21 protein-coding genes are annotated in these 23,864 nt (G+C 62.6%); 10 read left to right on the forward strand and 11 right to left on the reverse strand.

The annotated features are described in order from the left end of the window. Nucleotides 1-429: 429 nt before the first annotated feature. From IZU87_RS06835 to IZU87_RS06845, 3 genes are all read right to left on the reverse strand, one after another. Nucleotides 430-858 carry a GNAT family N-acetyltransferase gene (locus IZU87_RS06835; protein ID WP_213114083.1) on the reverse strand — a complete coding sequence of 143 codons (429 nt, stop codon included), beginning with the start codon at nucleotides 856-858 and terminating at the stop codon, nucleotides 430-432. Between the two features lie 64 nt (nucleotides 859-922). Beyond that, entirely contained in the window at nucleotides 923-1,630 is a 708-nt protein-coding gene (locus IZU87_RS06840) for a helix-turn-helix domain-containing protein (protein ID WP_153635588.1), read from the reverse strand. A gap of 300 nt (nucleotides 1,631-1,930) precedes the next feature. Beyond that, nucleotides 1,931-3,076 (reverse strand): aminomethyl transferase family protein, encoded by a 1,146-nt coding sequence (locus tag IZU87_RS06845; protein ID WP_213114084.1) that lies wholly within the window; start codon nucleotides 3,074-3,076, stop codon nucleotides 1,931-1,933. Between the two features lie 686 nt (nucleotides 3,077-3,762). Between IZU87_RS06845 and glnT the strand changes: the two genes are divergently transcribed. The 8 genes from glnT (at nucleotide 3,763) to amt (ending at nucleotide 13,047) form a co-directional block, all read left to right on the forward strand. Next, the gene (gene glnT, locus IZU87_RS06850) at nucleotides 3,763-5,097 is read left to right on the forward strand and encodes a type III glutamate--ammonia ligase (protein ID WP_213114085.1); all 1,335 of its coding nucleotides are present in this window, start codon (nucleotides 3,763-3,765) and stop codon (nucleotides 5,095-5,097) included. 117 nt (nucleotides 5,098-5,214) lie between these two features. Further along, nucleotides 5,215-6,132 (forward strand): class II glutamine amidotransferase, encoded by a 918-nt coding sequence (locus IZU87_RS06855; RefSeq protein WP_213114086.1) that lies wholly within the window; start codon nucleotides 5,215-5,217, stop codon nucleotides 6,130-6,132. Then, nucleotides 6,132-6,818 carry a GltB/FmdC/FwdC-like GXGXG domain-containing protein gene (locus tag IZU87_RS06860; protein WP_249330475.1) on the forward strand — a complete coding sequence of 229 codons (687 nt, stop codon included), beginning with the start codon at nucleotides 6,132-6,134 and terminating at the stop codon, nucleotides 6,816-6,818. The genes IZU87_RS06855 and IZU87_RS06860 overlap by 1 nt, the downstream gene beginning before the upstream one ends. A gap of 14 nt (nucleotides 6,819-6,832) precedes the next feature. Further along, nucleotides 6,833-8,173, forward strand: a complete 1,341-nt coding sequence (locus IZU87_RS06865; RefSeq protein ID WP_213114087.1) for an FMN-binding glutamate synthase family protein — start codon at nucleotides 6,833-6,835, stop codon at nucleotides 8,171-8,173. Between the two features lie 656 nt (nucleotides 8,174-8,829). After that, a complete protein-coding gene (locus tag IZU87_RS06870) occupies nucleotides 8,830-9,516 on the forward strand; it encodes a dimethylamine monooxygenase subunit DmmA family protein (protein WP_213114088.1) in 687 nt (228 codons plus the stop codon). After that, nucleotides 9,501-10,445, forward strand: coding sequence for a PDR/VanB family oxidoreductase (locus tag IZU87_RS06875; protein ID WP_213114089.1), 945 nt, complete (start codon nucleotides 9,501-9,503; stop codon nucleotides 10,443-10,445). Before IZU87_RS06870 ends, IZU87_RS06875 begins: the two co-directional genes overlap by 16 nt. 39 nt (nucleotides 10,446-10,484) lie before the next feature. After that, nucleotides 10,485-11,540 (forward strand): heme-dependent oxidative N-demethylase family protein, encoded by a 1,056-nt coding sequence (locus IZU87_RS06880; protein WP_213114090.1) that lies wholly within the window; start codon nucleotides 10,485-10,487, stop codon nucleotides 11,538-11,540. Between the two features lie 160 nt (nucleotides 11,541-11,700). After that, nucleotides 11,701-13,047 carry an ammonium transporter AmtB gene (gene amt / locus IZU87_RS06885; protein ID WP_213114091.1) on the forward strand — a complete coding sequence of 449 codons (1,347 nt, stop codon included), beginning with the start codon at nucleotides 11,701-11,703 and terminating at the stop codon, nucleotides 13,045-13,047. Nucleotides 13,048-13,309: 262 nt separating this feature from the next. Here amt and IZU87_RS06890 read toward each other — a convergent pair whose 3' ends face one another. The 7 genes from IZU87_RS06890 to purU form a co-directional block, all read right to left on the reverse strand. Beyond that, nucleotides 13,310-14,155, reverse strand: coding sequence for an IclR family transcriptional regulator (locus IZU87_RS06890; RefSeq protein WP_213114092.1), 846 nt, complete (start codon nucleotides 14,153-14,155; stop codon nucleotides 13,310-13,312). A gap of 141 nt (nucleotides 14,156-14,296) precedes the next feature. Next, on the reverse strand, nucleotides 14,297-14,992 hold the full coding sequence (locus tag IZU87_RS06895) for an aminomethyltransferase family protein (RefSeq protein ID WP_213114093.1): 696 nt from the start codon (nucleotides 14,990-14,992) through the stop codon (nucleotides 14,297-14,299). A 1-nt stretch (nucleotide 14,993) separates the two neighbouring features. After that, a complete protein-coding gene (locus tag IZU87_RS06900) occupies nucleotides 14,994-18,002 on the reverse strand; it encodes a 2Fe-2S iron-sulfur cluster-binding protein (protein ID WP_249330476.1) in 3,009 nt (1,002 codons plus the stop codon). Then, complete coding sequence (locus IZU87_RS06905) at nucleotides 17,999-18,310, reverse strand: sarcosine oxidase subunit delta (RefSeq protein WP_054555966.1); 312 nt, start codon at nucleotides 18,308-18,310, stop codon at nucleotides 17,999-18,001. The genes IZU87_RS06900 and IZU87_RS06905 overlap by 4 nt, the downstream gene beginning before the upstream one ends. A 95-nt stretch (nucleotides 18,311-18,405) precedes the next feature. After that, entirely contained in the window at nucleotides 18,406-19,647 is a 1,242-nt protein-coding gene (locus tag IZU87_RS06910; protein ID WP_213114094.1) for an FAD-dependent oxidoreductase, read from the reverse strand. Nucleotides 19,648-19,685: 38 nt separating this feature from the next. Then, nucleotides 19,686-20,633 carry a bifunctional methylenetetrahydrofolate dehydrogenase/methenyltetrahydrofolate cyclohydrolase FolD gene (gene folD / locus IZU87_RS06915; RefSeq protein WP_213114095.1) on the reverse strand — a complete coding sequence of 316 codons (948 nt, stop codon included), beginning with the start codon at nucleotides 20,631-20,633 and terminating at the stop codon, nucleotides 19,686-19,688. An 83-nt stretch (nucleotides 20,634-20,716) separates the two neighbouring features. Continuing rightward, entirely contained in the window at nucleotides 20,717-21,595 is an 879-nt protein-coding gene (purU, locus tag IZU87_RS06920) for a formyltetrahydrofolate deformylase (RefSeq protein WP_054555969.1), read from the reverse strand. Between the two features lie 453 nt (nucleotides 21,596-22,048). Here purU and IZU87_RS06925 point away from each other — a divergent pair, with 453 nt between their 5' ends. After that, a complete protein-coding gene (locus IZU87_RS06925; RefSeq protein ID WP_213114096.1) occupies nucleotides 22,049-22,426 on the forward strand; it encodes a hypothetical protein in 378 nt (125 codons plus the stop codon). Between the two features lie 91 nt (nucleotides 22,427-22,517). Here IZU87_RS06925 and IZU87_RS06930 read toward each other — a convergent pair whose 3' ends face one another. Next, entirely contained in the window at nucleotides 22,518-23,420 is a 903-nt protein-coding gene (locus IZU87_RS06930; protein WP_043332149.1) for a LysR family transcriptional regulator, read from the reverse strand. Nucleotides 23,421-23,542: 122 nt separating this feature from the next. On the opposite strand from IZU87_RS06930, the gene IZU87_RS06935 reads away from it, so the two are divergent. Then, nucleotides 23,543-23,833: a putative quinol monooxygenase gene (locus IZU87_RS06935; protein WP_213114097.1), complete on the forward strand. Its 291-nt coding sequence runs from the start codon at nucleotides 23,543-23,545 to the stop codon at nucleotides 23,831-23,833. Nucleotides 23,834-23,864: the final 31 nt, after the last annotated feature.

Here is a 23,864-nt window from a genome sequence, read left to right on the forward strand (position 1 = left end):
GTAGCGGACATGGCCGGGGCAACCATGTCTTGTCTTCGAATGTAACCCGTTACATCGACTCAATCTAGCCGAGAAAAAGGCACTGTCAAAAACATATTTCACCGGCGGACGAAAGTCTCATGCCGGCGCGATGGCAAGATTCTCGTGGGGAGGGATGTCATGCAAGAAGCGGCATCCTCATGTCTCTTCGCGCAGAAAACAGGTGCCGTAGCTGGAGGAAACGACGACAACTCTGCCGCCATTCAGGCGATACGACTGCCATAGGAATGAAGAGCTATACAGGTCGCGTCTTGCAACGCTGTCATGGCAGGCGATTCCTTCTCCGGCCTGCGGGGCATGGCAGGGCATGAAATCGGGGCGTGCTCAGTCAGGAAGGCGGGTGTACTCAGTCAGGAAGGCGGGTGAGCTCGATCAGGAAGGCGTGCGGAATCACGGGTTCATCTGAAAGACGCACTGTGTCTTGGCCAGGGTAAAGCCGCAGGCGGCATAGAATTTCCTGGCGACATCGCGCGCCTCATGGGTGCGAACCCGCAGGGTCAGCGCCTCGTCGGTTGCCCAGGCAATGGCCTGCCTGGCCAATGCCCGTCCTGCGCCTTGCCGTTGCGCCTCTTGTGCGACGGACAGACCCAGTATCTCGATGAAATCGGCCGAAGCGACACGAAAGACATGCTGGGCGTGCAGCCAGCCAATCACTTCACCTGCCTGTTCCGCCACCCAGATGCGGTCATGGCGTGACGCCAACAGGTGCTCCAGTCGCTGCAGGATCAACGCATCATCGTCGTGGGGCAGATAACCCAGTGCGGACGCGACGCGTGAAATTCCCTGAGCATCCTTGGGTGTGGCAAGGCGAATCTTCATTGATGTTGTCCAGTCCCCATGACGATGATGATGGATGTTCGAGGGGCTCATTCGTCAGAGAGGCTCATTCATCGTCGTAGTGAATGATCGACAGCAGCTGAATCGGCACCTCGTTCAATTTCTCGGGACCATGCGGCACACCGGCATCGAAGGCCAGGCTGTCACCGGGCCCCATGTCATAAAACTTGTCACCATGACGGTAGGTGAGGTTGCCGGAAAGCAGGTAGATGAATTCATGCCCGGCATGACAGAAGTTGGGGAAGACTTCGCTGGCGTCATCCATGGTGATCAGGAAGGGTTCGTAGCGCTTCTTGGGGCCTTGTTTGTAGCTCAACAGTTGATAGGCATGGCCGACTTCCGTGCCGGTGCGCACCACCTGCATGCCTTGCCCAGCCTTGATGTGCTGGGCACCACGCCCGTTGACATCGTAATCGCTGAACAGCTTCGAGATCGGCAGACTCAAGGCATTGCACAGCTTGTTGAGGGTATCGAGGCTGGTGGACACCTGGGCGTTCTCCACCTTGCTGATCATGCCCTGGCTGACACCGGCGATACGCGAGACGTCGGAAATCTTGTAGCCCTGCGAAACTCGCTGCTGCTTGAGTGCGCGCGCGATGTGCTGCTCGAGTCCCAGGCGTGTCTCGTCGGCTGCCGCCGTGATGGTCTCCTTCACCTCGGACTGCGCGGCAGGTTCCGCGGCCAGCGAAGGCGCTTTCGTGTCAGGCGCTGTCGGTTGAGGTGTATCGGAGGAATGTGAGGATTCTCGCGGCATGGATAACTCCTGTGGCGGAGGTGAATGCGATAGGGATGGGCAGGCGGGGTGAGAATACGCGTCCTTGTGGGAGTCGTTGCGCGTCACCCGCGTGCGGATATCGGGTGACATTATCAAGTTTACCGCCAACCCTCATCCACGTTTGTGGCGAGCCCTCGTCCTGACTCCATGGCATGTGATGCAAGAGGCCTCCTCGACGCCATGCCGAGGAGGCCTCTCAGGTTTCACGCTATCCAGCATCACGTGATTCGCGCTGTTGCCGCGGGGCTTGAGCTGTTGCCTCGCGGCTGTGGCGTGCGATCAGCCGCGAGCCAGTCGCTTGGCCTTTTCCGGGTCATCGAAGGGCAGGGAATGGCTGATGGCCGAGAGGCTGGTCTCGCCGTCAGTGCCGGTCTTGAGAGTCAGCGGGGTGCCATGCTCGGCATAGCCGGGTTCGAGACGTGCCAGCGCCATGGAACGATCGCTCAGGCGCGAGTACATGCCCTGGGTGATGACACCGACACACTTGCCGTCGGCGTAGACCTTGTCACCGATCTGGGCGACGTCTTTCGAGTCCAGCAGCACGCCATAGACCTTGACGCGTTCCTTGCCTTGCAGCGCGAAGTGTTCGCTGGCGCCACGGAATTCGGTCTTGCCCGGCGAGACGGTGAAGTCCAGGCCCAGCTCCCACAGGGTGTCGCCCACCGGCTGGTCGGGATACGGGTAGGTTTCGGAATTGTCCGCCGGGTAGAACAGCAGGTGGCTCTCGACCCGCAGCCAGTCAAGGGTACCGAAGCTGCACGGCTTGATGCCCATGTCGGCACCCTCCTCGAGGATCTGTTCCCACAGAGAGGGGGCGTCCTTGGCCTTGCAGAAGATCTCGTAGCCACGCTCGCCGGTGTAGCCGGTGCGCGAGATCATCACGTGGCAGCCGAACAGCTGGGCCTGCAGATGGTGGAAGTAACGCAGCTCACGGATACCCGGCACGTGACGCTCCAGGAAATCCACCGCGACCGGCCCCTGCAATGACATGTCATGCATGTCGTCATCGAAGGTCAGGCTGACGGCGCGTCCCAGGGCACTCTTGGCCAGCATTTCATTCGCGGTGCCCGTGCCGTGCACCACGAGGTAGGAGTTCGGCGCCAGGCAATAGACGATGCAGTCGTCGACGAACTTGCCGGCCTCATTCAAGACGCTGGCGTACACCGACTTGCCCGGATACAGCTTGGACATGTCCCGCGTGGTGACGTAATCCAGCACGGCCTGAGCATGCGGGCCATTGCAGTGGATCTTCTTGAGCCCCGAGACATCCATCAGACCGGCGCGGGTGCGAATGGTCTCGTGGTCATCGGCCGTGTCCGAGACGGCGTAATTCCAGGCGGTGCCCATGCCATTCCAGTCTTCAAGCTCCGCGCCCAGCTTGCGGTGTTGTTCGGCCAGTGCCGAGATGCGCCATGAATTCGCCATGCGTCCCTTTCTCCTGTGAGTCGTGCTGCCTAGCGTAAATGGGGGTGCCGTAGTCCTGCTGATGCTGGCGAAGATGGCGCGCAAGACGCGCATCCGCCGCAGGAGGTGTTGTTGTTCTTTCGCCTTTTCAGGCGCCTCTTCAGGCGCTTCACAAGGGCTTGTACCTGCTACTTGCCTTGCCTGATCGCACGAGGAGCGATTCTTCAAAGGAAAGAAACATTCCTCATGGTTAAGCAAGGGGCTTGCCAATTCCGTCAAAGGCCATGGCCACGGCAGCCCTTGAGCGAGTCAGGCGCCGATTGTCAGCACGAATCAGGGCGTGAATATTAGCGCTTTGCGTCATGATGGTGCGAAGAGAGGGCTTTGGGCACCGAAATGATGCCTATTTCGAGAAACGAGCAGGAACTCACTCAGGATCACTTGGCGTTTCCTGTTGGGTAAAACGAGCTTGGAAAATAAATTTCCATGCAAAACAGGAGGTTGGTGAAAAGTTCTGGGCGGCAACTGGTGAAATGGCATGCTGCATGCTTTTCTTTAGGGGAAATAAAGTTGACCAGCAGGAATCACAAAAACTCGTTTCATCCGCTATCTTGACGTGGCGAGTCACCACAAGGGGTCAGGTTTCCCCGGGGTGGCAGACAGTGTCGAGGGAGATGGAACCCGGTCCGCTCTCAGAGGAAACCCAGATGTCACCCGAAAACGCGCAACAGTTCATCAAGGATCACGACATTCGCTATCTGCTGGCGCAGTTCGTGGATATTCATGGCGCTGCCAAGACCAAGTCCGTGCCGGCCAATTGCCTGATGGATGTGGTCGAGAAGGGCGCCGGCTTTGCCGGCTTCGCCGTCAGTGGTCTCGGCATGTCGCCGGAGGGGCCGGACTTCATGGCGCGGGGTGATCTGAGCTCGTTGTCGCTGGTGCCGTGGCAGCCGGGCTATGCGCGCATGGCCTGTGATGGCTACGTCAATGGGCAACCGTTCGCCAACGACAGCCGCGTGGTGCTGCTCAAGCAGCTGGAGCGCCTGAAGGAGAAGGGCTGGACGCTCAATAGCGGACTTGAGCCGGAATTCTCGCTGTTCCGCCGGGGGGAAGCGGGTGAGCTGTTGCCGGTGGACGAGAGCGATACCCTCGCCAAGCCCTGCTACGACTACAAGGGCCTGTCGCGTTCGCGTGAATTCCTCGAACGTCTGGTCGAATCGCTGCAAGCGGTGGACTTCGACGTCTATCAGATCGATCACGAGGACGCCAACGGCCAGTTCGAGATCAACTACACCTACAGCGATGCGCTGACCTCGGCAGACCGCTTCACCTTCGTGCGCATGGCCGCCGGCGAGATCGCCAATGACCTGGGCATGGTGTGCTCCTTCATGCCCAAGCCGCTGGCGGACCGCCCGGGCAATGGCATGCACTTCCACCTGTCCGTGTGTGATGACATCGGGCGCAACCTGTTCGGCGATGATTCCGACGCCCAGGGCATGGGCCTGTCGCCGCTGGCGTACCACTTCCTCGGCGGCCTGCTGGCACATGCTCCGGCGCTGTGTGCCTTTGCCGCGCCGACCGTCAATTCCTACAAGCGTCTGGTCGGTGGTGGCAGCACCAGCGGCGCGACCTGGGCGCCGGTCTTCATCGCCTACGGGGACAACAACCGCTCGGCCATGGTGCGTGTGCCCTATGGTCGCCTCGAGTTCCGCCTGCCGGACGCCGGCTGTAACCCCTATCTCGTGCACGCCGCCATCATCGCGGCGGGGCTGGATGGCGTGGCGCGCAAGCTGGATCCGGGCACGCCCCACAACATCAATCTCTACTCGCTGACCCCGAGCGAATGCGCCGAGAAGGGCATCGAGAAGCTGCCGCAGAATCTTTCGCTGGCCATCGATGCGCTCGAGGCGGACAGCATTCTGCGCGAGAGCCTGGGCGAGGGAATCTGCGCCGAGTTCATGCGCCTCAAGCGCGAGGAATGGCTGGATTACAACGCACAGGTCAGTGCCTGGGAAGTCCAGCGCTACGCCGAATTCTTCTGATCTCATCCGGCGGCGCTCGCGGGTCTCGCGGGTCATGCCAGACGAGGGTCGCCACTGTCACCACCACGCTCAAGACACCAGGCAGGAGACGCCTCCTGCCCGTGAGAGGACATCACCATGTGTGGAATCGTAGGGCTTTATCTCAAGAACCCGGCGCTGGAATCGCGCCTGGGGGAACTGTTCGAGCCGATGTTGATCGCGATGACCGATCGCGGCCCGGACAGCGCCGGCTTCGCCATCTATGGCGACGAATTTGACGCTGGCATCAAGCTGACGCTGCAAAGCGATGGTGCCGATGAGGATTGGGAGGCGATCGCCAAGGGCCTGGGCGAGCAGGTCGGCACGGTGGCGGACTGGTTCAGCAATGCCAGTGTCGCGGTATTCAAGATCGCCGGGGAAGAGAGCGCCGTGCGCAGCTGGCTTGCCGACAGCGCCCCGCAGATTCGCGTGCTGAGCGTGGGGCAGAGCATCGAGATCCTCAAGGCGGTGGGCCTGCCGGCCCATATCGCCAGCCTCTATGGACTCAAGGGCATGCAGGGCAGCCACATCATCGGCCATACCCGCATGGCGACCGAAAGCGCCGTGACCCTGCAGGGCAGCCACCCGTTCTCCACCGGGCGTGACCTGTGCCTGGTGCACAACGGCTCGCTGTCCAACCACAACTGGCTGCGCACCAAGCTCAAGCGTGAGGGCATCAGCTTCGAGACCGACAACGATTCCGAAGTTGCCGCCGGCTACCTGACCTGGCGTCTGGAGCAGGGCGACAGCCTGGAAGCCGCGATCACCGGTGCCCTGAAGGACCTTGATGGCTTCTTCACCTTCACCATCGGCACGCGTGATGGCTTCGCCGTGGTACGTGACCCGATCGCCTGCAAGCCAGCCGTGATCGCCGAGACCGATGACTACGTGGCCATGGCCTCGGAATACCGTGCCCTGGCCAGTCTGCCGGGCATCAAGGAGGCCCGCGTGTGGGAGCCGGAACCCGGCCGCCTGTATCTGTGGGAAAAAGACACCGCCCGTTCGGAGGCCGCGTAATGATGAAGACACACGATCTGGCCGTTGAAGGGCTGCGCGAATTGAACCAGGCCCTGCACGATGCCGATACCCTGAAGGAGGCGCGTGAGTGGCGAGTGGTCAATTCCGACGGCGCCCACAACATCGCCTGCGGCATCAATGACGATATCAGTGTCGATATCGATGGCCATGCGGGCTATTACTGCGCGGGCATGAACCAGAAGGCCAGCGTCACCATCCACGGCAACACCGGGGTCGGGGTGGCGGAAAACATGATGTCCGGCTGCGTGCGGGTCAAGGGTGATGCCTCCCAGTCCGCGGGCGCGACCGCCCACGGCGGCCTGCTGATCATCGAAGGCAATGCCTCGGCGCGCTGCGGTATCTCGATGAAGGGCGTGGATATCGTCGTCAAGGGCAACATCGGGGCCATGAGTGCCTTCATGGGCCAGGCGGGCCGCATGGTGGTCTGCGGCGACGCCGGTGAAGGGCTCGGCGATTCGCTCTATGAAGCGCGAATCTACGTGAAGGGCACGGTCGCATCGCTGGGTGCGGACTGCATCGCCAAGGACATGCGTGCCGAGCACCTGGAAGAACTGGCGGAGTTGCTGGCGAGTGCCGGAATCGATGAAGACCCGGCCAGCTTCACGCGTTATGGATCCGCGCGTCAGCTCTATCACTTCAAGGTCGACAACGCCTCAGCCTACTGATCAGGATGCTCAACATGACCGACGAGACTCAAACACAGCCCTACAACCCGGCACTGCGCGAATCTGCGACCTTCGGCCGCGATGTCATCCATGAGATCCAGCGGGCGGCGGAGACGGGAATCTACGATATCCGTGGCTGGGGCGCCAAGCGCAAGGTGCCGCATTTCGATGACCTGCTGTTCCTCGGCGCCAGCATGTCGCGCTATCCACTGGAAGGCTATCGCGAGAAGTGCGAGACCGAAGTCGTGCTCGGCACGCGCCATGCCAGGAAGCCGGTCGTGATCAGCACGCCGGTGACCATCGCCGGCATGAGCTTCGGTGCCCTGTCCGCTCAGGCCAAGGAAGCGCTGGGGCGTGGTGCCTCGGAAATCGGCACCTCCACCACCACCGGCGATGGCGGCATGACCCCGGAAGAGCGCGGCCAGTCCTCGCGACTCGTCTATCAGTATCTGCCGTCACGTTATGGCATGAACCCGGACGACCTGCGCAAGGCCGATGCGATTGAAGTCGTGCTCGGCCAGGGCGCCAAGCCCGGCGGTGGCGGCATGCTGCTGGGCCAGAAGATTTCCGAGCGGGTCGCGGGTATGCGCACGCTGCCGCAGGGCATCGACCAGCGCAGTGCCTGTCGCCACCCGGACTGGACCGGCCCGGATGACCTGGCGATCAAGATTGCCGAACTGCGTGAGATCACCGACTGGCAGGTGCCGATCTACGTCAAGATCGGCGCGACCCGCACCTACTACGACGTCAAGCTGGCGGTGAAGGCGGGCGCGGATGTCATCGTGCTGGATGGCATGCAGGGCGGCACCGCCGCCACCCAGGATGTCTTCATCGAACACGTCGGCATCCCGACCATGGCCGCCATCCCCCAGGCCACCCAGGCACTGCAGGAGATGGGCCTGCACCGTGAGGTGCAGCTGATCGTCTCCGGCGGGATTCGCAATGGCGCCGATGTGGCCAAGGCGATCGCGCTGGGTGCCGACGCCGTGGCCATCGGTACCGCCGCCTTGATTGCGCTGGGCGACAATCATCCGCGCTATGCCGATGAGTATCAGAAGCTGGGGTCCGCCGCCGGTTTCTATGACGACTTCCAGGATGGCAAGTGTCCGGCCGGTATCTCCACCCAGGACCCAGAGCTGAGTCAGCGACTGGACCCGGTCGCAGCCGGCAAGCGTCTGGCCAACTACCTGCGCGTACTGACGCTGGAAGCCCAGACCCTGGCACGTGCCTGTGGCAAGTCGCACCTGCACCACCTGGAACCGGAAGATCTGGTCGCCCTGAACGTGGAAGCCGCGGCCATGGCCCGGGTGCCGCTGGCGGGCACCAACTGGGTGCCGGGACAGGGTGGTTACTGATGGCACGATCTCTATTGTGCGTGTTCCATTGCGCATGATTGTCATGGCAAAGCTGCGAAGCCTTTTGTCAGCAAGTTCGCCGCAATGTTGTCCAGGCAAGCTGTCGCAGTGACAAGAACTACGCTCCAGTGGATGTGGAAAAATATGACCTGACGCCATCGAGTCACTAAAGCGCCTCACCCTTCGGTGAGGCGCTTTCTTTTGTGCTGAGTCCAGTCAAGTAATCCGGCCAATATCATGCAAGCGAAAGCGCGTCAGAATGCTGGCGTTGGAGTAGCGCATGGTGTCGTGTCGATGGAGAGGGCGTGATTTTCTCAAGGCAGATTTTTTTCCATTCTTTCAGTATCTTGTGGTTATTTTATGAGAAAGATGTCAGGCGTAGAGGTTGGCTTGTGGGGTGAGATTGAATCAGAGCAATAATGGTGAATGAAAGTCGTTTTACCTGAGCTGAATGTTCTGTTTTGGTGCGCGAATGTCTCGATTGATTGTTCATATATGAAGCGGGGTTTTCAGGCGATTTTTCCGGGTATGTTGGGCAATGATTTCGCCGTCAATGGCACGAAATATGCTCAAGAAATGGAGTGGTAGTCGGATGCACGTCATCGTCAAGACGGCGGCATTACAACAAGGACAATTTCTCAGAGCAGGGTCGTGTCATGAAAAGCCCGCAATCATCCTCTGTCACTGCCGGGATTCGAAGTCGGCAACACTATCCACGCATCGAGGCGCTGCCCGATGCCCAACGCTATCTGGTGGCATGCCAGTCTCCCGAGAGCCTGCCAGGCACTGGTGAGGCGGCGGGCAACGCCCGTCAGCAGCTGCAGATGCATTGTCAGCTGATCAGTACGCTGCTCGATCAGCTCGGCAGCCACGAGGTGGGAGGCGCCGTGCAATCCGCCCCGGCAACAGAGGCGTTGCCCACGGGGCCCGCCGACAACGCCCGCCTGCATCGCTGGTATGACGTCGATGACCGCCCGAAGGCCTGCGACGCACTGGTCGGCGCCATCAGCGAGATCGGTGTCGCGGGGTGTCTGGTCATCATCGGCAGTGAGCATTTCGTGTGGCAGGTCGCCAATCTGGCTCAGCAGCAGGGGCTGCTGCTGGACGACATGGTGATGTTGCCGGTCGCTGCCCTGGGGCGGCATGTGTTCTGCGTGCACTGTCAGCAGGTCAGTGAGCATGTCATCCACTCGCCGGCAGCCTGTGATGGCTGCGGTTTGATGCTGGAAGTGCGTGATCATTTTTCCAAGCGTCTCGGCGCCTACATGGGCGTGCGAATCGATGCGGAAGCCCCGGGAGAGATTCCCCCACAGGAGGAGGTGGCACCATGTCTCGCTTCATGAAGGCGCGGGTCGCCGCGGTCGATCAGCTCAGCAGCAGCGTGCGCCGTCTCACTCTGGTGCCTGCCGATGAGGCTTCCCCCTTCACGCCGTTCTCGCCGGGCAGTCATGTGGTGCTGGGCATTCCGGGAGAAGGGCGGGTGTGTCGCAACGCCTACTCATTGATCAGCCCGCCGGATGATCCCTCGCATTACTGCATCGCGGTGCGTCGTCAGCCGGTCTCGCGTGGCGGCTCCGAAGCCATCCATTCCCGTGTGCAGGTCGGTGACGAGCTGGAACTCAGCCCGCCGGCCAACCTGTTTCTGCCGCACTGGCAGGCGCGCCATCACCTGATGCTGGCAGGCGGCATCGGTATCACGCCGTTTCTCTCCTACCTGCCGGAGCTTGAGCGGCGTGGCGCCAGCTGGGAGCTGCACCTGCGCAGCCAGGACCTCGACGTCGCCCGCTTCCCGGAGGCCGCACCCTATCTGGCGAGTGGCAACATCACCCAGCATCGTCTCGAACGCCCGAACCTGAAGGCCTTGCTGGCGCGTCAGCCCGCCGGCACGCACGTCTATCTCTGCGGCCCGCAGGCCATGATCGATGCCGTGAAGGAAGCGGCACGCGAGCTGCACTGGAGTCTCGCGCGCATCCACCACGAGGTCTTTGCCGCCCCGGAACCGGGGACTCCCTTCACGGCCGTGGCGCGCGCCAGCGGTGTGGAAGTGGCGGTCGGCGCCCAGGAGTCGATGCTGGAAGCGCTGGAGCGCAGCGGTGTCGAGGTGACGAGCCTGTGTCGTGGCGGCGTCTGCGGGCAGTGTCGGGTCGACATGCTGGAGGGGGAGGCGGAGCACCGTGACGCCTTCCTCGATGAACAGGAGCGGGCCAGTCAGCGCTGCGTGATGCCCTGCGTTTCCCGGGCACGCAGCCAGCGGCTGGTGCTGGATCTCTGAATACGTCTTTCGCGAGATGGACCCCCAAGGAGCAGGAACATGCAATTTTCCCCGCGAGATGACCAGGCGTTCCATGGTCTGTTCACCTTCAAGAATTCCGATCACGCCATCCAGCGTTTTCCCTTCCCGTTCCCGGAAGATGAGTACCGTTACTCGGTCAATATCGAGCCGCATACCTTGCCCGGCAAGCCGGGTTCCATCACCGAGCACATGCTGGATATCGATGAGCACTATCTGAGCGAGATCGCCGAGCGTGAGCGGGTGCTGGCCAAGGACCCCAGGCGCTGCCTGGTGATGCCGCACATGCAGCCGGCCGCCTGGGACTTCCTGGAATTCGTGATGACGCATTACGCCAGGGACTATCCCGAGGCCTTCAGTTTCGAGCGCGACGGCGATGACTGCGTGTGGCGCAACCATCTGCTGGGGCTGGAGCAGGCCTTTTGCATGGGCGATGACGCCAGCCTGCCATTGCCACCGCTGGACTATATCGGCCGTCAGATGCAGGGCGATATCGCGTTGCTCGACCAGCGTGACGGTGACCTGTTCATGGATGCCGGCATGATCACCTGTCCGGCGGACTGGTCACTGGCCTTCGATGCCGGCATGAGCTTCAAGCAGTGGCATGGCCCGGTGCCGCTGGCGCATGAGATGGGCGTGTTCGATCGCGCGCTCAAATACCTGTGCGCCATCCAGGTCGGCGGGCCGGTGCGGCGTCTGAATTGGACCATGACCATCCATCCGCGCATGGACAGCTCCCCGGAGACCTATGCCGAGTGGGGCAGTGATCGCACCACCATCACGCCGGAAAACGCTGGCCGTGATGTGCATCTGCGGGTCGAGCTGCAGACGCTGGTGCGCATGCCGCTTAGTCATGCGCTGTTCTTCGGTATCCGCACCTATCTGATCAGTCTGGAAGACCTGTGTACCAACCCGGTCTGGCAGACGCGGCTGTTGAAGGTGCTGAAGACCCTGCCGGCGGAGCTGATCGACTACAAGGGACTGACGCGTTATCTGCCCAGCGTGCTCGAGTGGCTGGAAGTCCGCGAGGCGAGTGTCGCGACCAACACCGAGGCGACGGCGCAGGCAGCAGTCTAGACCACGCTCTCGGCAAGCTGCTTCTGGCAAATAGCTTCTGGCAAATAGCTCCTGATAAAGAGCTCTCGTCAAACAACTCTCGGCGCCGAGGGCGTGACAGGGAATGGATCGCAAGCCACTGACCACAGCGCTTGCGAATAACAACAAAGGGGAAACGCTGGTGAATATCGATGTGCTGCAACTCAGCTACGCGCTGGATACGTTCTACTTCCTGATGTGTACCGCATTGGTCATGTTCATGGCCTGCGGCTTCGCGATGCTGGAATCCGGGCTGGTGCGCTCCAAGAATACCGTCGAGATCCTGACCAAGAATGCGCTGCTCTACGGCATCGCCTGTCTGGTGTTCCTGGTGGTGGGCTACAACGTGATGTATCCCGGTGACAACGCCATCAGCAGCGTGATTCCGGGGCTGTCGTTCATGCTCGGCGCTGACAATAGCCTCAGCGACATCAGTGCTGGCGAAGGCGCCGCCTATTACTCCAGCATGGCGGACTTCATCTTCCAGGCGGTGTTTGCCGCCGCGACCATGTCCATCGTCTCGGGGGCCGTGGCGGAACGCATGCGCCTGTGGCCGTTCCTGATCTTCGCGGTGGTGATGGTCGCGGTCATCTATCCGGTGGAAGGTTACTGGAAGTGGGGCGGCGGTTTCCTGGATGCGATGGGCTATCAGGACTTCGCAGGTTCGGTGGTCGTGCACATGGCGGGTGCGGCGGCGGCATTGGTGGCGGTATTGCTGGTCGGTCCGCGCAAGGGTCGCTATGGCGTTGACGGCAAGGTGCGTGCCATTCCGGGCGCCAATCTGCCGATCGCCATGCTGGGCATGTTCATCCTGTGGATGGGCTGGTTCGGCTTCAATGGCGGTTCGATGCTCAAGATCGCCAGTCTCGATGATGCCAACAGCGTGGCGCGTATCTTCGTCAACACCAATGCGGCGGCTTCTGCTGGCATGGTGGCCGCGGCGCTGCTGTCACGCGCCATGTTCGGCAAGACCGACATGACCATGGTGATGAACGGTGCCCTGGCCGGTCTGGTCTCGATCACCGCGGAACCGCTGCTGCCGTCTGCCGGCCTTGCGGTACTGGTCGGCGCGGTGGGCGGCATCATCGTGGTGCTGTCGGTGGTGGGGCTTGATCGCCTCAAGATCGATGACCCGGTCGGCGCGATTTCCGTGCATGGTTCCGCAGGCCTGTGGGGCATCATGGCGGTGCTGTTCTCCAATCCGGACGCCGCGTTCGGTACCCAGATTCTGGGAACCTTGATCATCTTCGCCTGGATGTTCGGCGCAAGCTTCGTGGCGCTGCTGGTGATCAAGAAGGTCTGTGGTGGCCTGCGTGTCAGCGAGGAAGAAGAACTGGAAGGCATGGACATGCACGAATGCGGCATGGGCGCCTACCCGGAATTCGTCAACATGTCCTCGCCGTCACAGGGGGAAGGCAATGTATCCGGGCACGCCGGCAAGGCGAGCACAGCGGCCTCGGCTGCGGTGCTCAAGGGGGCAACGCGTTGAGCCCGCACCCCGAGTGCTGGTGTCTCATAGTCTGATGATTCAGAGGCGCAGAATTTGATGACTCAGAGCGTGATGCGCCCCGCCAGCATGTGATACGAGAAGGCCCGCCAATTGGCGGGCCTTCTCGTGTTCCAGGGCGAACGGAGAGCGAACGGAGGGCGAACGGCGGGGGAAAGGTGGGCAAAGGATAGGAAAAGCAGGCGGAAACAAGAGGGATGATGAAGGCCCGTAATGAACAAGCCGCGATCAGACGGACACGGCGTCAGCGGCGGTGCAGGCCACCTAGCTCATGATTGATATGGCGGGCGCAGTCCATCAGCGCGCCGCGCAACAACAGGCGTCGGCGCTCATCGGCCATCATCGCATCAGGGCCCGAGATATTGATGGCACCCACCAGATGACCGGTGTGGTCATAGAGCCCCGTGGCGATGGCGGTGGCGTAGTCGGAGCGGCTCTCCACCCATCCCTGGCGGCGGGCCTCCTCGATGGCATCCTTCAGGGCAGGCAGATTCTGGGGTGCCGGCGGTGGGTAGTCATCCAGCCGAATCTGGCGGTAGAGCTGCTGCAGTTCATCCTCGCCCAGTACCGTGAGCAGAATGCGCCCCATGGCGCTGACATGACACGGCAGACGGGAACCGATGGGGATGTTGACCGACATGCGCTGTGCGGCGAAGGCGCGGTAGAGATAGATGGCATCCGTGCCCTCGCGAACGCTCAAGTGACACGACATGGTGGTCTGGTCGCGCAGGGTGTCCAGATGGGGCGCCACCACCTCGACCAGGTCACGACTGGCCAGATAGCTGAAGCCCAGCGAGATGACCTGTGGCCCCAGTTCATAGGTATTGCGGGCGATCTTCTTGAGATAGCCCATGTCGGTGAGAGTGATGACGATGCGGTAGATGGCCGAGTTGCTGGTGCCCAGCTCCTCGGCGAAGTCGTTGGTGGTCAGCACCTTGCGACTGCTGCTGAACATCTCGAGGATTCTCAGCCCGCGCAACAGCGCCGGCACGGTGTAATCGTTCTCGCGTGATGCGGCGAGCGAGGAAAGTGCTGTCGGGGCGCTCGCGACATCTTGCCCGCTGGAAAGCGACACTTGGGAATCGGACATACCTGGTTCCTTTGGCAACGTACGACAGGCGGTTGGCGAAACGCAGCGTCCCCGTCGCGGCCTGTGGGTCAGGCAGCGACGGGGAGCGGGTGGTAAAGCGAGAGGCATCCGCGGGCGGATACCGGTGTCGCGCCGCAATCGCTAGCCGTGATGATGGGCCAGCAGGGCAGCGACTGTCACTTTCTCGCCGGAGTATTCGCGCATGGCATCGAGCATGACGCCCCATAGATAGTGGCTGGAGGCGATGTCGAACAGCAGGTGGAAGCAGGGACACGCAAGGCTCCCTGCATTGACGATGATGGCATTGGTGCGTGCCACCGAGGTCTGGGCGACGCTTCCCGGCGGGAAGGCTTCGCTGCGCAGATCCACCCCACACAGCTTGGCCATCAGGGCGGGCAGGGTGCTGCCGCTCAGGCTGAACCAGGCGTGGGAATCACGCCGTGGCAGGGAATGCACGCGCATGCCCTGGGCCAGCGCTTCATCCGCCTGTGCGATGAGCGGCAGCTCGGCCACGCCCGCCTGTGGGCTGATGGCCGGCGCCAGGTGCAGAAACTCACCCACTGACAGCCTGACCAGCCAGCTGCCATCTGACTGAAGCGTTGCCGCATTGGGCGTGCCCGGCACCGTGAAACCCAGCGCGGCCAGCCAGTCGGCGGCGTCGCGGCCGCGCACTCCTGCGCGACCCAATGCGGTCATGTCGGCGAGCGCACAGTGACTGAGGGCCGCCGTCGAGACATCTGCCGTCGCGGTCGTCATCGGGCTGACCAGGCTCTCGGGCAGTGGACAGCGTGCAAGCGGGAGGGCGCCGCCCAGCGTGTTCGTCATGGTTGTCGTCATCTCACAGCTCCTGGCGGGCAGACTCGGGATCGAAGAAGGGCAATGCGACGACGTCGGCCTGGACCAGTACGTCGCCCTGCGTGCGGATGGTGATCTTGCTGCCGGGCGTACTGCTGTCGAGTCTGGCGTAGGCTAGGCCGATGATGGCACCCAGCGTCGCGCTGTACTCGCACGAGGTCACGTTGCCGGTGATGTCGCCGCCGGGCTTGGCGGCGTCTGCGCTCTGGTCACCTCCGCTGAGCACCAGCTGACCTTCCAGCGGTTGCGGGCTGTCCTTGGGCAGCATGAAGCCGACCAGCTTGCGGGTCTGGGGCTGGGCGGCAAGAATCTCGATCGCCCGCCGTCCGACGCAGAAGGGCTTCTTGTGGCTGACCGCCCACTCAAGGCCGATCTCACCGGGATGGCTCATGCCATCGGTGTCCTGGCCGATGATGATATGGCCTTTCTCCAGACGCAGCAGACGCTGGGCCTCGACACCGAAGGGGCGGATATCGGCCTGCTCGCCTGCCAGCATCAGCAGGTCCCACAGCGCTTCGCCGAAACGGCTCGGCACATGGATCTCGTAGCCCAGCTCACCGACGAAGCCGACCCGCAGCAGGCGTGCCGGTATGCTGCCGGTGGTGCCCAGCAGCTCGGTCTCGATGTGGCCGGTGCGCAGCTCAAGATAGGGGAAGGCCTGGGGGCTCAGGTCGATATCGCGGCACACCTTGCTCAGCACCTCGCGGGCTCGGGGGCCGGCCAGATTGACGGCGCACCAAGCCGTGGTGACGTTGGTGATATCGACATCCAGCCGCCACTGGGCATTCCACTTCAGCATCTGCTGGTAGACCCGGTCCACGCCGCTGGTGGTGGCGGTGACATAGAAATGTTCCTCGCCGAGGCGACACGACACGCCGTCATCGATGATCACGCCTTGCTCGTTGGCCATGGTGGCGTAACGCGTGCGCCCCACCGGCTGCTTGAGGAAGGCGAAGGTATAGAGACGGTTGAGCAGTTCGGCAGCGTCCGGCCCGCGCAGCTCGATGCCCCCCAGGGTCGAGACATCGATCAGGCCCACGCCATTGCGCACGGCCAGTGCCTCGTTCTGCATGGCGTCATTGCGCTCCTCCGGGCGGCCATAGAAGGCCGGGCGCGCCCAGTGGCCGGCCGGCATCATGGTGGCGCCCAGATCCAGGTGGCGCTGATGCATCGGTGTCTGGCGGTAGGGGTCGAAACTCCGACCGGCCAGCAACGGCAGCGGTTCGGCCACGAAGGGCGGGCGCGCGGTGGTCACGCCGGTCTCGCTGACGGTGCGCTGGGTGGCTTCGGCGACCAGACGCGCGGCCGGCAGTGCCGAATGACGGCCCTGGGACGGGCCCATGCCCAGCGTCGAGAAGCGCTTGACCAGCTGGATGTCGCGATAGCCGTGGCGGGTGGCATTGAGGATGTCGCGAATCTGCAGGTCTTCATCCAGATCGACGAACTCCTTGCCCTTGGGGTGCGCGAACAGCGGCCAGCCATGCTGACGGAAGGGGCGTGACGGCGTGATGGCCGCCGGCTCATTCGCCTCAAGCGTGACATCCACGACCTTGCCTGCGGCGGCAAGCCCGGCCATCGCAGACCTGGCGGCACGCTGGCCATCGGCCATCACGTCCTTGAGGTGATAGAGGCCATTGGCGGAGCCTGCCATGTGCAGGTGTGCCGGCAGGCCGCTGAGGCTGAAGCGTGCATCGTCATCCAGATAGGAGAGCTTGGCACCCGCCTGGCAAGCTAGCTGATAGACCGGCATGTAGCCCGCCGTCATGCAGACCAGATCACAGGGGATCACATCCCCTTCGTCAGCCAGTTCGCCGCGCGCGACGATCCTGCGTACCTCGACGCCCGTGACGTGATGCAGCGACTTCTCCGCCTGCGCTTCAAAGATGGCGTGCTCGAGCTTCAAGGCGATGCCACAGTGACGGACGGCATCGGCCAGACTTTCATCATCGGGCTGGGCGCGCATGTCGAGCAGGGCGACGATGTTGACGCCGTGCTCCATCAGGTCCAGCGCCGCCAGATAGCCATCATCGCTGCCGGTGATCACCACCCCTTGCTTGCCCGGCAACACGCCATAGTGCTGCATCAGGCGCTGGGCGGCACTGGCGAGCATGATGCCCGGCAGGTCGTTGTTGCGAAATACCACCGGCTGGTCGAAGGCACCGCTGGCGAGAATGCACTCCTTGGCCCGCACCTTGTAGAGGCGCTTGCCGCGGATCACAGGCAGGTAGTTGTCCGTGAACCAGGCATTGCAGGTCGCCTCGGTCATCACGTCGATGCGCGGATGCGCCGTGACGGCCGCGGCGAGACGCTCAAGTGTCTGGCTGGCCTCATGTCCTTCGGCATCGAAGCGTGCGTAGGTCAAGGCACCGCCGAGCAGGCGGCCCTGTTCGACCAGCAGCACGCTCGCGCCGCCCTCGGCAGCCTCAAGTGCGGCCGTCATGCCGGCCGGGCCGGCGCCTACCACCACCACGTCTTGGAACAGATAGGCCTTGTCGTGATAGTCGCCGCGTACGTCCAGATTCAGCGTGCCGAGCCCGGCCTTGCGACGAATCAGCGGCTCCCAGTACTTCCAGACGCCCTTGGGCTTGTAGAAGGCGCGGTAATAGAAGCCCACCGGCATGAATTTCGAGAACTTGCCCAGCCGCATGTCGCGGTCGTTGTCCAGGCTGCCAGAGACGTTCTGGGCGGTGACTTCAAGCCCCGGGCTGATCTGGCGCTCATCGCCCAGCACGTTGGGCTCATCCGGCAACTGCACCAGGGTGTTGGCATCCTGGCCGGCGAAGGTCAGGGCGCCACGCGGGCGGTGATACTTGAAGGAGCGCGACAGCAGCCAGCGGCCATTGGCGGCCAGGGCACTGGCGATGGTGTCGCCGGCAACGCCCTGATAGCTCTTGCCGTCGAAGCTGAAGGTCACGGGCGTGTCACGGTCGATCAGTCGGCCCATCGGGGCCGGCAGACGTGCGCCTCGGGTCATGGGGACTCTGGCGTTCATGCGCGTTCTCCCGAGCTATCCGTGGTGTGCAGTGGGAACTCCACGCGCTGGGTGAAGCGCTCGGAGGGGTCGAAGGTGCGCAGGATCTCGTCGGTCACGGTGTGACGCTCGGCGAGGAACCAGTAGCTGGAGGCCGCGTGCATCCACCATTCGGTGACGACACCGGCGGTGTTGTCGCTGAAGAAGACGTAGTCGGCCCACTCGCGATCACTGCAGGTATCGGGGTCTGGCATGTCGGCAAGCTCGCCGCCATACACGAATTCGCTGATATTTCGGGGCCCATTGAGTGGGCAGGGCATGATCTTCATCGCGGAAATCCTTGACCGTTGTTCTTGTACATCCACCGTGGGGTGCGCATTCCCGGACAGTCATCGAGCCTTGTCGGTCGATCCATCGCGAGGCATCAGTGGCTGGCGGCAGTCGCGCCCATCTCGTTGACCTGACGGAAGCGCGCGAAGCGTTCCAGCGCGAAGGGGGCAATCAAATCCGGAGTCTTGCCGCCGGAGGCGACCAGCTCTGCCATGGTCTTGCCGCAGATCGGCGTCGCCTTGAAGCCCCAGGTGCCCCAGCCGGCATCCAGGTAGTAATTCTCGACGGGGCTCTCGCCCATGATCGGGCTGTAGTCTGGCGTCATGTCGGTCGTGCCCGCCCATTGGCGCATCAGGCGGGCCTGGGACAGGAAGGGGAACATCTCCAGCGCCGCGACGATCAGGCTTTCCTTGAGGTCCAGCGTCGAGCGGGTGTTGTAGAGCGGGTAGGGGTCGGAGCCACCGCCGAACACCACCTCGCCACGGCTGGTCTGCTGCACGTAGCAGTGCAGGGCCGAGGAGCTGACGAGCGGATCGAGGAACGGCTTGAACGGCTGGGTGACCATCGCCTGCAGCGGGTAGCTGATGATGGGCATGGTGAAGCCGGCCTTGCTGGCGAGTACCGAGCTGTGCCCGGCCACCGCCTGCACCACGCAGCCGCACTGCACGGTGCCGCGATTGGTCTTCACGGCGCGGATCTTGCCGCCTTCGACCACGAGGTCCTGCACCTCGGTAAGCTGGTGGATCTCGACGCCGCGCTTGGCGGCTTCCTTGGCGTATCCCCAGGCGACCGCATCATGCCGCGCGGTGGCGCCATCGATGTGCCACAGGCCCGCCATGACCGGCAGGTGGCCGGGGTCCAGATTCAGGGTCGGTACCAGCTCGCGGATCTGCTGGCGATCCAGCATCTCGGTGCGCCCGCCGAAGTGGGTGTTGACCTCGGCGCGCTGGCGGAAGGCACGCACGGTGGAATCGGTGTGCGCGAGGGTCAGCTGGCCGCGTTCCGAGTACATGATGTTGTAGTCGAACTCGTTGGACAGTCCCTGGAACATGCGCACCGATTCGCTGTAGAAGCGCACGCCTTCCGGCGTCAGGTAGTTGGAGCGAATCACCGCGGTGTTGCGCGCGGTGTTGCCACTGCCCAGGTAGGCCTTTTCCAGCACGGCGATCTTGGTGATGCCGTGATACTTGGCCAGATAGTAGGCGGTGGCCAGGCCGTGCCCGCCGCCGCCGATAATGACCACGTCGTAGCGGGACTTCAGCTCCGTGGGCGGGGGGAGGTCGACTTCGGCCGGATACTCGGAGGACAGGCCGTACTTGAGCAGGGAAAAGGGCATCGGTGACTCCCGGTACGCGCAAACGTACCTCTAGTGGTTCAGGCCGACTGGCGACGCGCGGCAGTCAGGGTGTTGGCGAGCAGGCAGGCGATGGTCATCGGGCCGACGCCCCCCGGGACAGGCGTGATGGCGCCGGCGATCTTGCTGACCGCAGCGAAGTCCACGTCCCCGACCAGGCGGGTGCGTGCCTTGCCGGTGGGGCTTTGCTCGGCGGACTGCGCGATGCGGTTGATGCCCACATCGATGACCACGGCGCCGGGCTTGATCCAGTCGGCGCTGATCATGTTCGGGCGCCCGACCGCGGCCACCACGATATCGGCCTGGCGACAGAGTTCGGCGGGATTCTGGCTGCGCGAGTGCAGCTGGGTGACGCTGCAGTTGGCGGCCAGCAGCAGACTGGCCATCGGCTTGCCGACGATGTTGGAGCGGCCGATGATCACCGCGTGCAGCCCGGAAAGGTCACCGCCGCGCTCGGCAAAGGTGTCGCGCAACAGGCGCATGCAGCCGGTGGGCGTGCAGGGCGCCAGGGCATCGGCGCCCTGCACCAGCGCCCCGACGTTCATGCGATGGAAGCCGTCGACGTCCTTGGCGGGGTCGATGGCCTCCAGCACCGCGTCTTCCTGGATATGCGTCGGCAGCGGCAGCTGGACGAGGATGCCATGCACCTCGGGGTCTGCGTTGAGTCTGGCGACGAGGGCCAGCAGCTCGGCTTCGCGGGTCTCGCTGGGCAGCACGTGCTCGAAGGACTGCATGCCACACTCGACGGTGCGCTTGAGCTTGTTGCGCACATACACCTGACTTGCCGGGTCTTCGCCGACCAGTACGACGGCAAGCCCCGGTATCACGCCCTGTTGCGCGAGGCTTGCGACCTCTGCCGTGACTTCCTTGAGCAGTCGCGCCGAGGCGGCCTTGCCATCGATCACGGCGGCGGTGGGCTGGGCGAGTGTCTCGTCCGCGCTCGCGGTGGGTGTCGCTTGGGTATTCATGACTGCGCTTCCTCCCTTGGATGACGGCCGATGATTCACGCGTGGTCTGTCTTGAAGACTTATTTGACGCCTTACTTGAAGACTTACTTGAAGATCACGGTGCGATCATTGGCGAGGAAGACGCGGTGTTCGATGTGATAGCGCACGGCATTGGTCAGTGCCTGAGTCTCGGTATTGCGGCCCGCTGCGACCAGATCTTCCGGGGCGAAGTTGTGTTCGACCCGCTGTACGGCCTGATCGATGATCGGCCCTTCGTCGAGATCCGCGGTGACATAGTGAGCGGTGGCCCCGATCAGCTTGACCCCGCGGGCGTGGGCCTGGTGATAGGGCTTGGCGCCCTTGAAGCCCGGCAGGAAGGAGTGGTGGATGTTGATGGCACGCCCGGCCAGCTTCTGGCACAGCTCATCGGAGAGAATCTGCATGTAGCGCGCCAGCACCACCAGCTGAGTGCCGGTCTCGTCGACGATGTCCATCAGAGCCGCTTCCTGGCGCGCCTTGGTGTCCTTGGTGATCGGCAGGTAGACGAAGCGGATGCCTTCGCGCTCGACCATCGGGCGCAGGTCGAGGTGATTGGAGACCACCGCGGTGATCCGCATGTCCAGCTCACCCTTGCGGTAGTGATAGAGCAGGTCGTCCAGGCAGTGATCGAACTTGGAGACCATGATCAGCACCGGCATCTTGTCCTGGCCACCGTGGATCTGCCATTGCATCTCGAAGGGAGCCGCCACGTCCTCGAAGGCCTGACGCATCTGGGCGATATCGCCTTCGACGCCTTCATTGAAGCGGAAGCGGGCGCGGAAGAAGAACTGCCCCTTGTCCTCATCATCGTATTGCGCCAGCTCACTGATGTAGCACTCATGGGTGGTCAGGAAGGTGGTGATGGCTGCCACGATGCCGGACGTCGCCGGGCAGCTAATGGTGAGAATGAAGTGATCGTCTGAGGTGCAGGTCGCGTGAGGCATTCTGGGCTCCGATGTCGGCAGAGAGGCATTGTTGTTGTGATGTGAAGAATTTCATTCACTGACGTGGCTGTGGCTCGGTTATTTCCTGTCAGTGACTTAATTTTCTTCTCAAGTAAATAACAATGTTTTTCTGGCGCTGGGTCAAGCCTGATCGACGCACCAGCCGGCGTTAGAGCCCATGAAATGAAGACAATCATTCACTGATGAATTTTTGCCGCTTTGGGAGAGTGCGGCGCAGGGTGAAACCATGCGGCGGATGAGGGTGGGACAGGTGTCAGATGAGACACGCTCGTCTCGGGATGGCTACAACTTTCGGATAGGGTGAAAGAAATCGTCATGTCAGGGATCGACAATTGCGAGCTTGAATATCAACACGTTAGTGTCTGCTCATGACAAACCTCGAGGGACGCCCTCCAGGACCCGGTATTCATGCAAGATGACGAGGTAGACACGATGCGCAAGTTGACGATCGCAGCACTGATGGTGGCCAGCATGGCCGGTTCCTCCGTGGCACTGGCCGGCAATCCGACGCTTGAGGCTCACAAGGACAGCGCCAAGACTCAGTACTCCCAGTCCAAGAACAGCGCCAAGTCCCAGTACACTCAGTCAAAGAACAGCGCCAAGTCCCAGTACAGCGAGTCAAAGAACAGCACCAAGTCTGCCGCCCAGTCCCACAAGGCCACGGCAAGCAGCAAGGCATCGGCCAAGACATCACACGCCAGCCAAGCGGCCAAGTCAGCCAAGTCCAGTGCCAGCAACAAGGCGAGCGATACCCAGTCTCGTTACCAGAAGAAGAACTACGCCGACGTGCTCAAGAACGAGCGCCACTGAGGCATGACATCGCTGCCTGATGGCAGCTGAGTGTCCCGGATGATGAAAGCCCCCCGCAGCCTTTGGTTGCCGGGGGCTTTTGCGTTTCAGGCTATTGCGGATGCGATAGTGATTCGCTGAAGGTCTCGACCAGGTGCTGGGCAAATGCCTGCACGCGACGAGGTTGGGCGCGCGCCGGCGGAAACAGCAGCTGCAGCGGCGAGGGCGGCGCGGCATGTTCCGGCAGCAGCTCGATCAGGCGACCCGCACGCAGATCCTCCTTCACGTCGACTTCCGATTTCAGGGCGATGCCCAACCCTTCCAGGCACCACTGACGCACCAGTTCGCCGTCATTGGCGATCCGGTTGCCACTGACGGTGACGATCTGCGGCACCTTGTGACTGCCGAAGCGCCACTCGTTGTCGAGGCTCTTGCCGAAGCGCATCACCAGGCAGTTGTGGTGCTTGAGGTCCACTGGCGTCAGCGGTGCTGGATGCTGCGCCAGATAGGCGGGGGAGGCGCATAGCAGGCGGCGTTTCTGGCCCAGATGCCGCACGCGCAGCGTGCTGTCCATGATGGTGCCGAAGCGCAGGGCAAGATCGATTCCCTGGCCGACGATATCCACGTAGCTGTCCGACAGCAGCAGTTCTATCTCGATGGTGGGGTGCAGATGCTGGAATTCGGTGATGGCGCGTGACAGGGCATTGCGGCCCAGGTCGCTCGGCGCACTGACGCGAATGCGGCCGGTGAGGGTCTGGGCGCCCAGGCGGATGCGGGTCTCCAGTTCCGAGACGCTGTCGAGCAGGCCGCGGGCTTCCTCCATCAGTGTCCGGCCTTCTTCGGTCAGGCTGATGGCGCGCGTGGTGCGATTGAGCAGCACGACCCCGTAATGGGCTTCCAGCGCGGCGAGGCGCTCGGACACGGTGGTGGGCGACAGCCCCGTCTCGCGTCCTGCGGCGGTCAGGCTGCCTTTCTCGATGATGGTCAGGAACAGGGCGATATTATCCAGCAGCATTGTACGGTTTTTCCGAATTATCTTTGCGTAAGGTGGATGTTTATACGGATAAGGCTTGTGGCTAGGATGACCATATCGCTTGCGCAACTCAAGCTTCCCGATCACGCCACGGAGTGCCTTTCATGACCCAGCTGACCATCATCGCCAATATCCATGCCAAGCCGGACCAGATCGAGCAGGTCAAGGCAGCGCTTCTGGCACTGGTGCCGATCACCCGTGCCGAGGAAGGCTGCCATGGCTACACCCTGCACCAGAACAACGATAACCCGGCGCATTTCACCTTTCATGAGAATTGGGCCTCGCGGGAACTCTGGCAGCAGCACATGCAGGCCCCGCACCTGGAAGAGTATGTGGCAGCGACCGAAGGCGCGGTCAGCGAATTTACCCTGCATGAAATGACCGCCTTCGACTGAGGGCGGGCCTGGGCCCTGGATATGGGCCCTG

It is taken from the genome of Cobetia sp. MC34 (assembly GCF_018340035.1).
In the GTDB taxonomy this organism is placed as follows: Bacteria; Pseudomonadota; Gammaproteobacteria; order Pseudomonadales; family Halomonadaceae; genus Cobetia; species Cobetia amphilecti.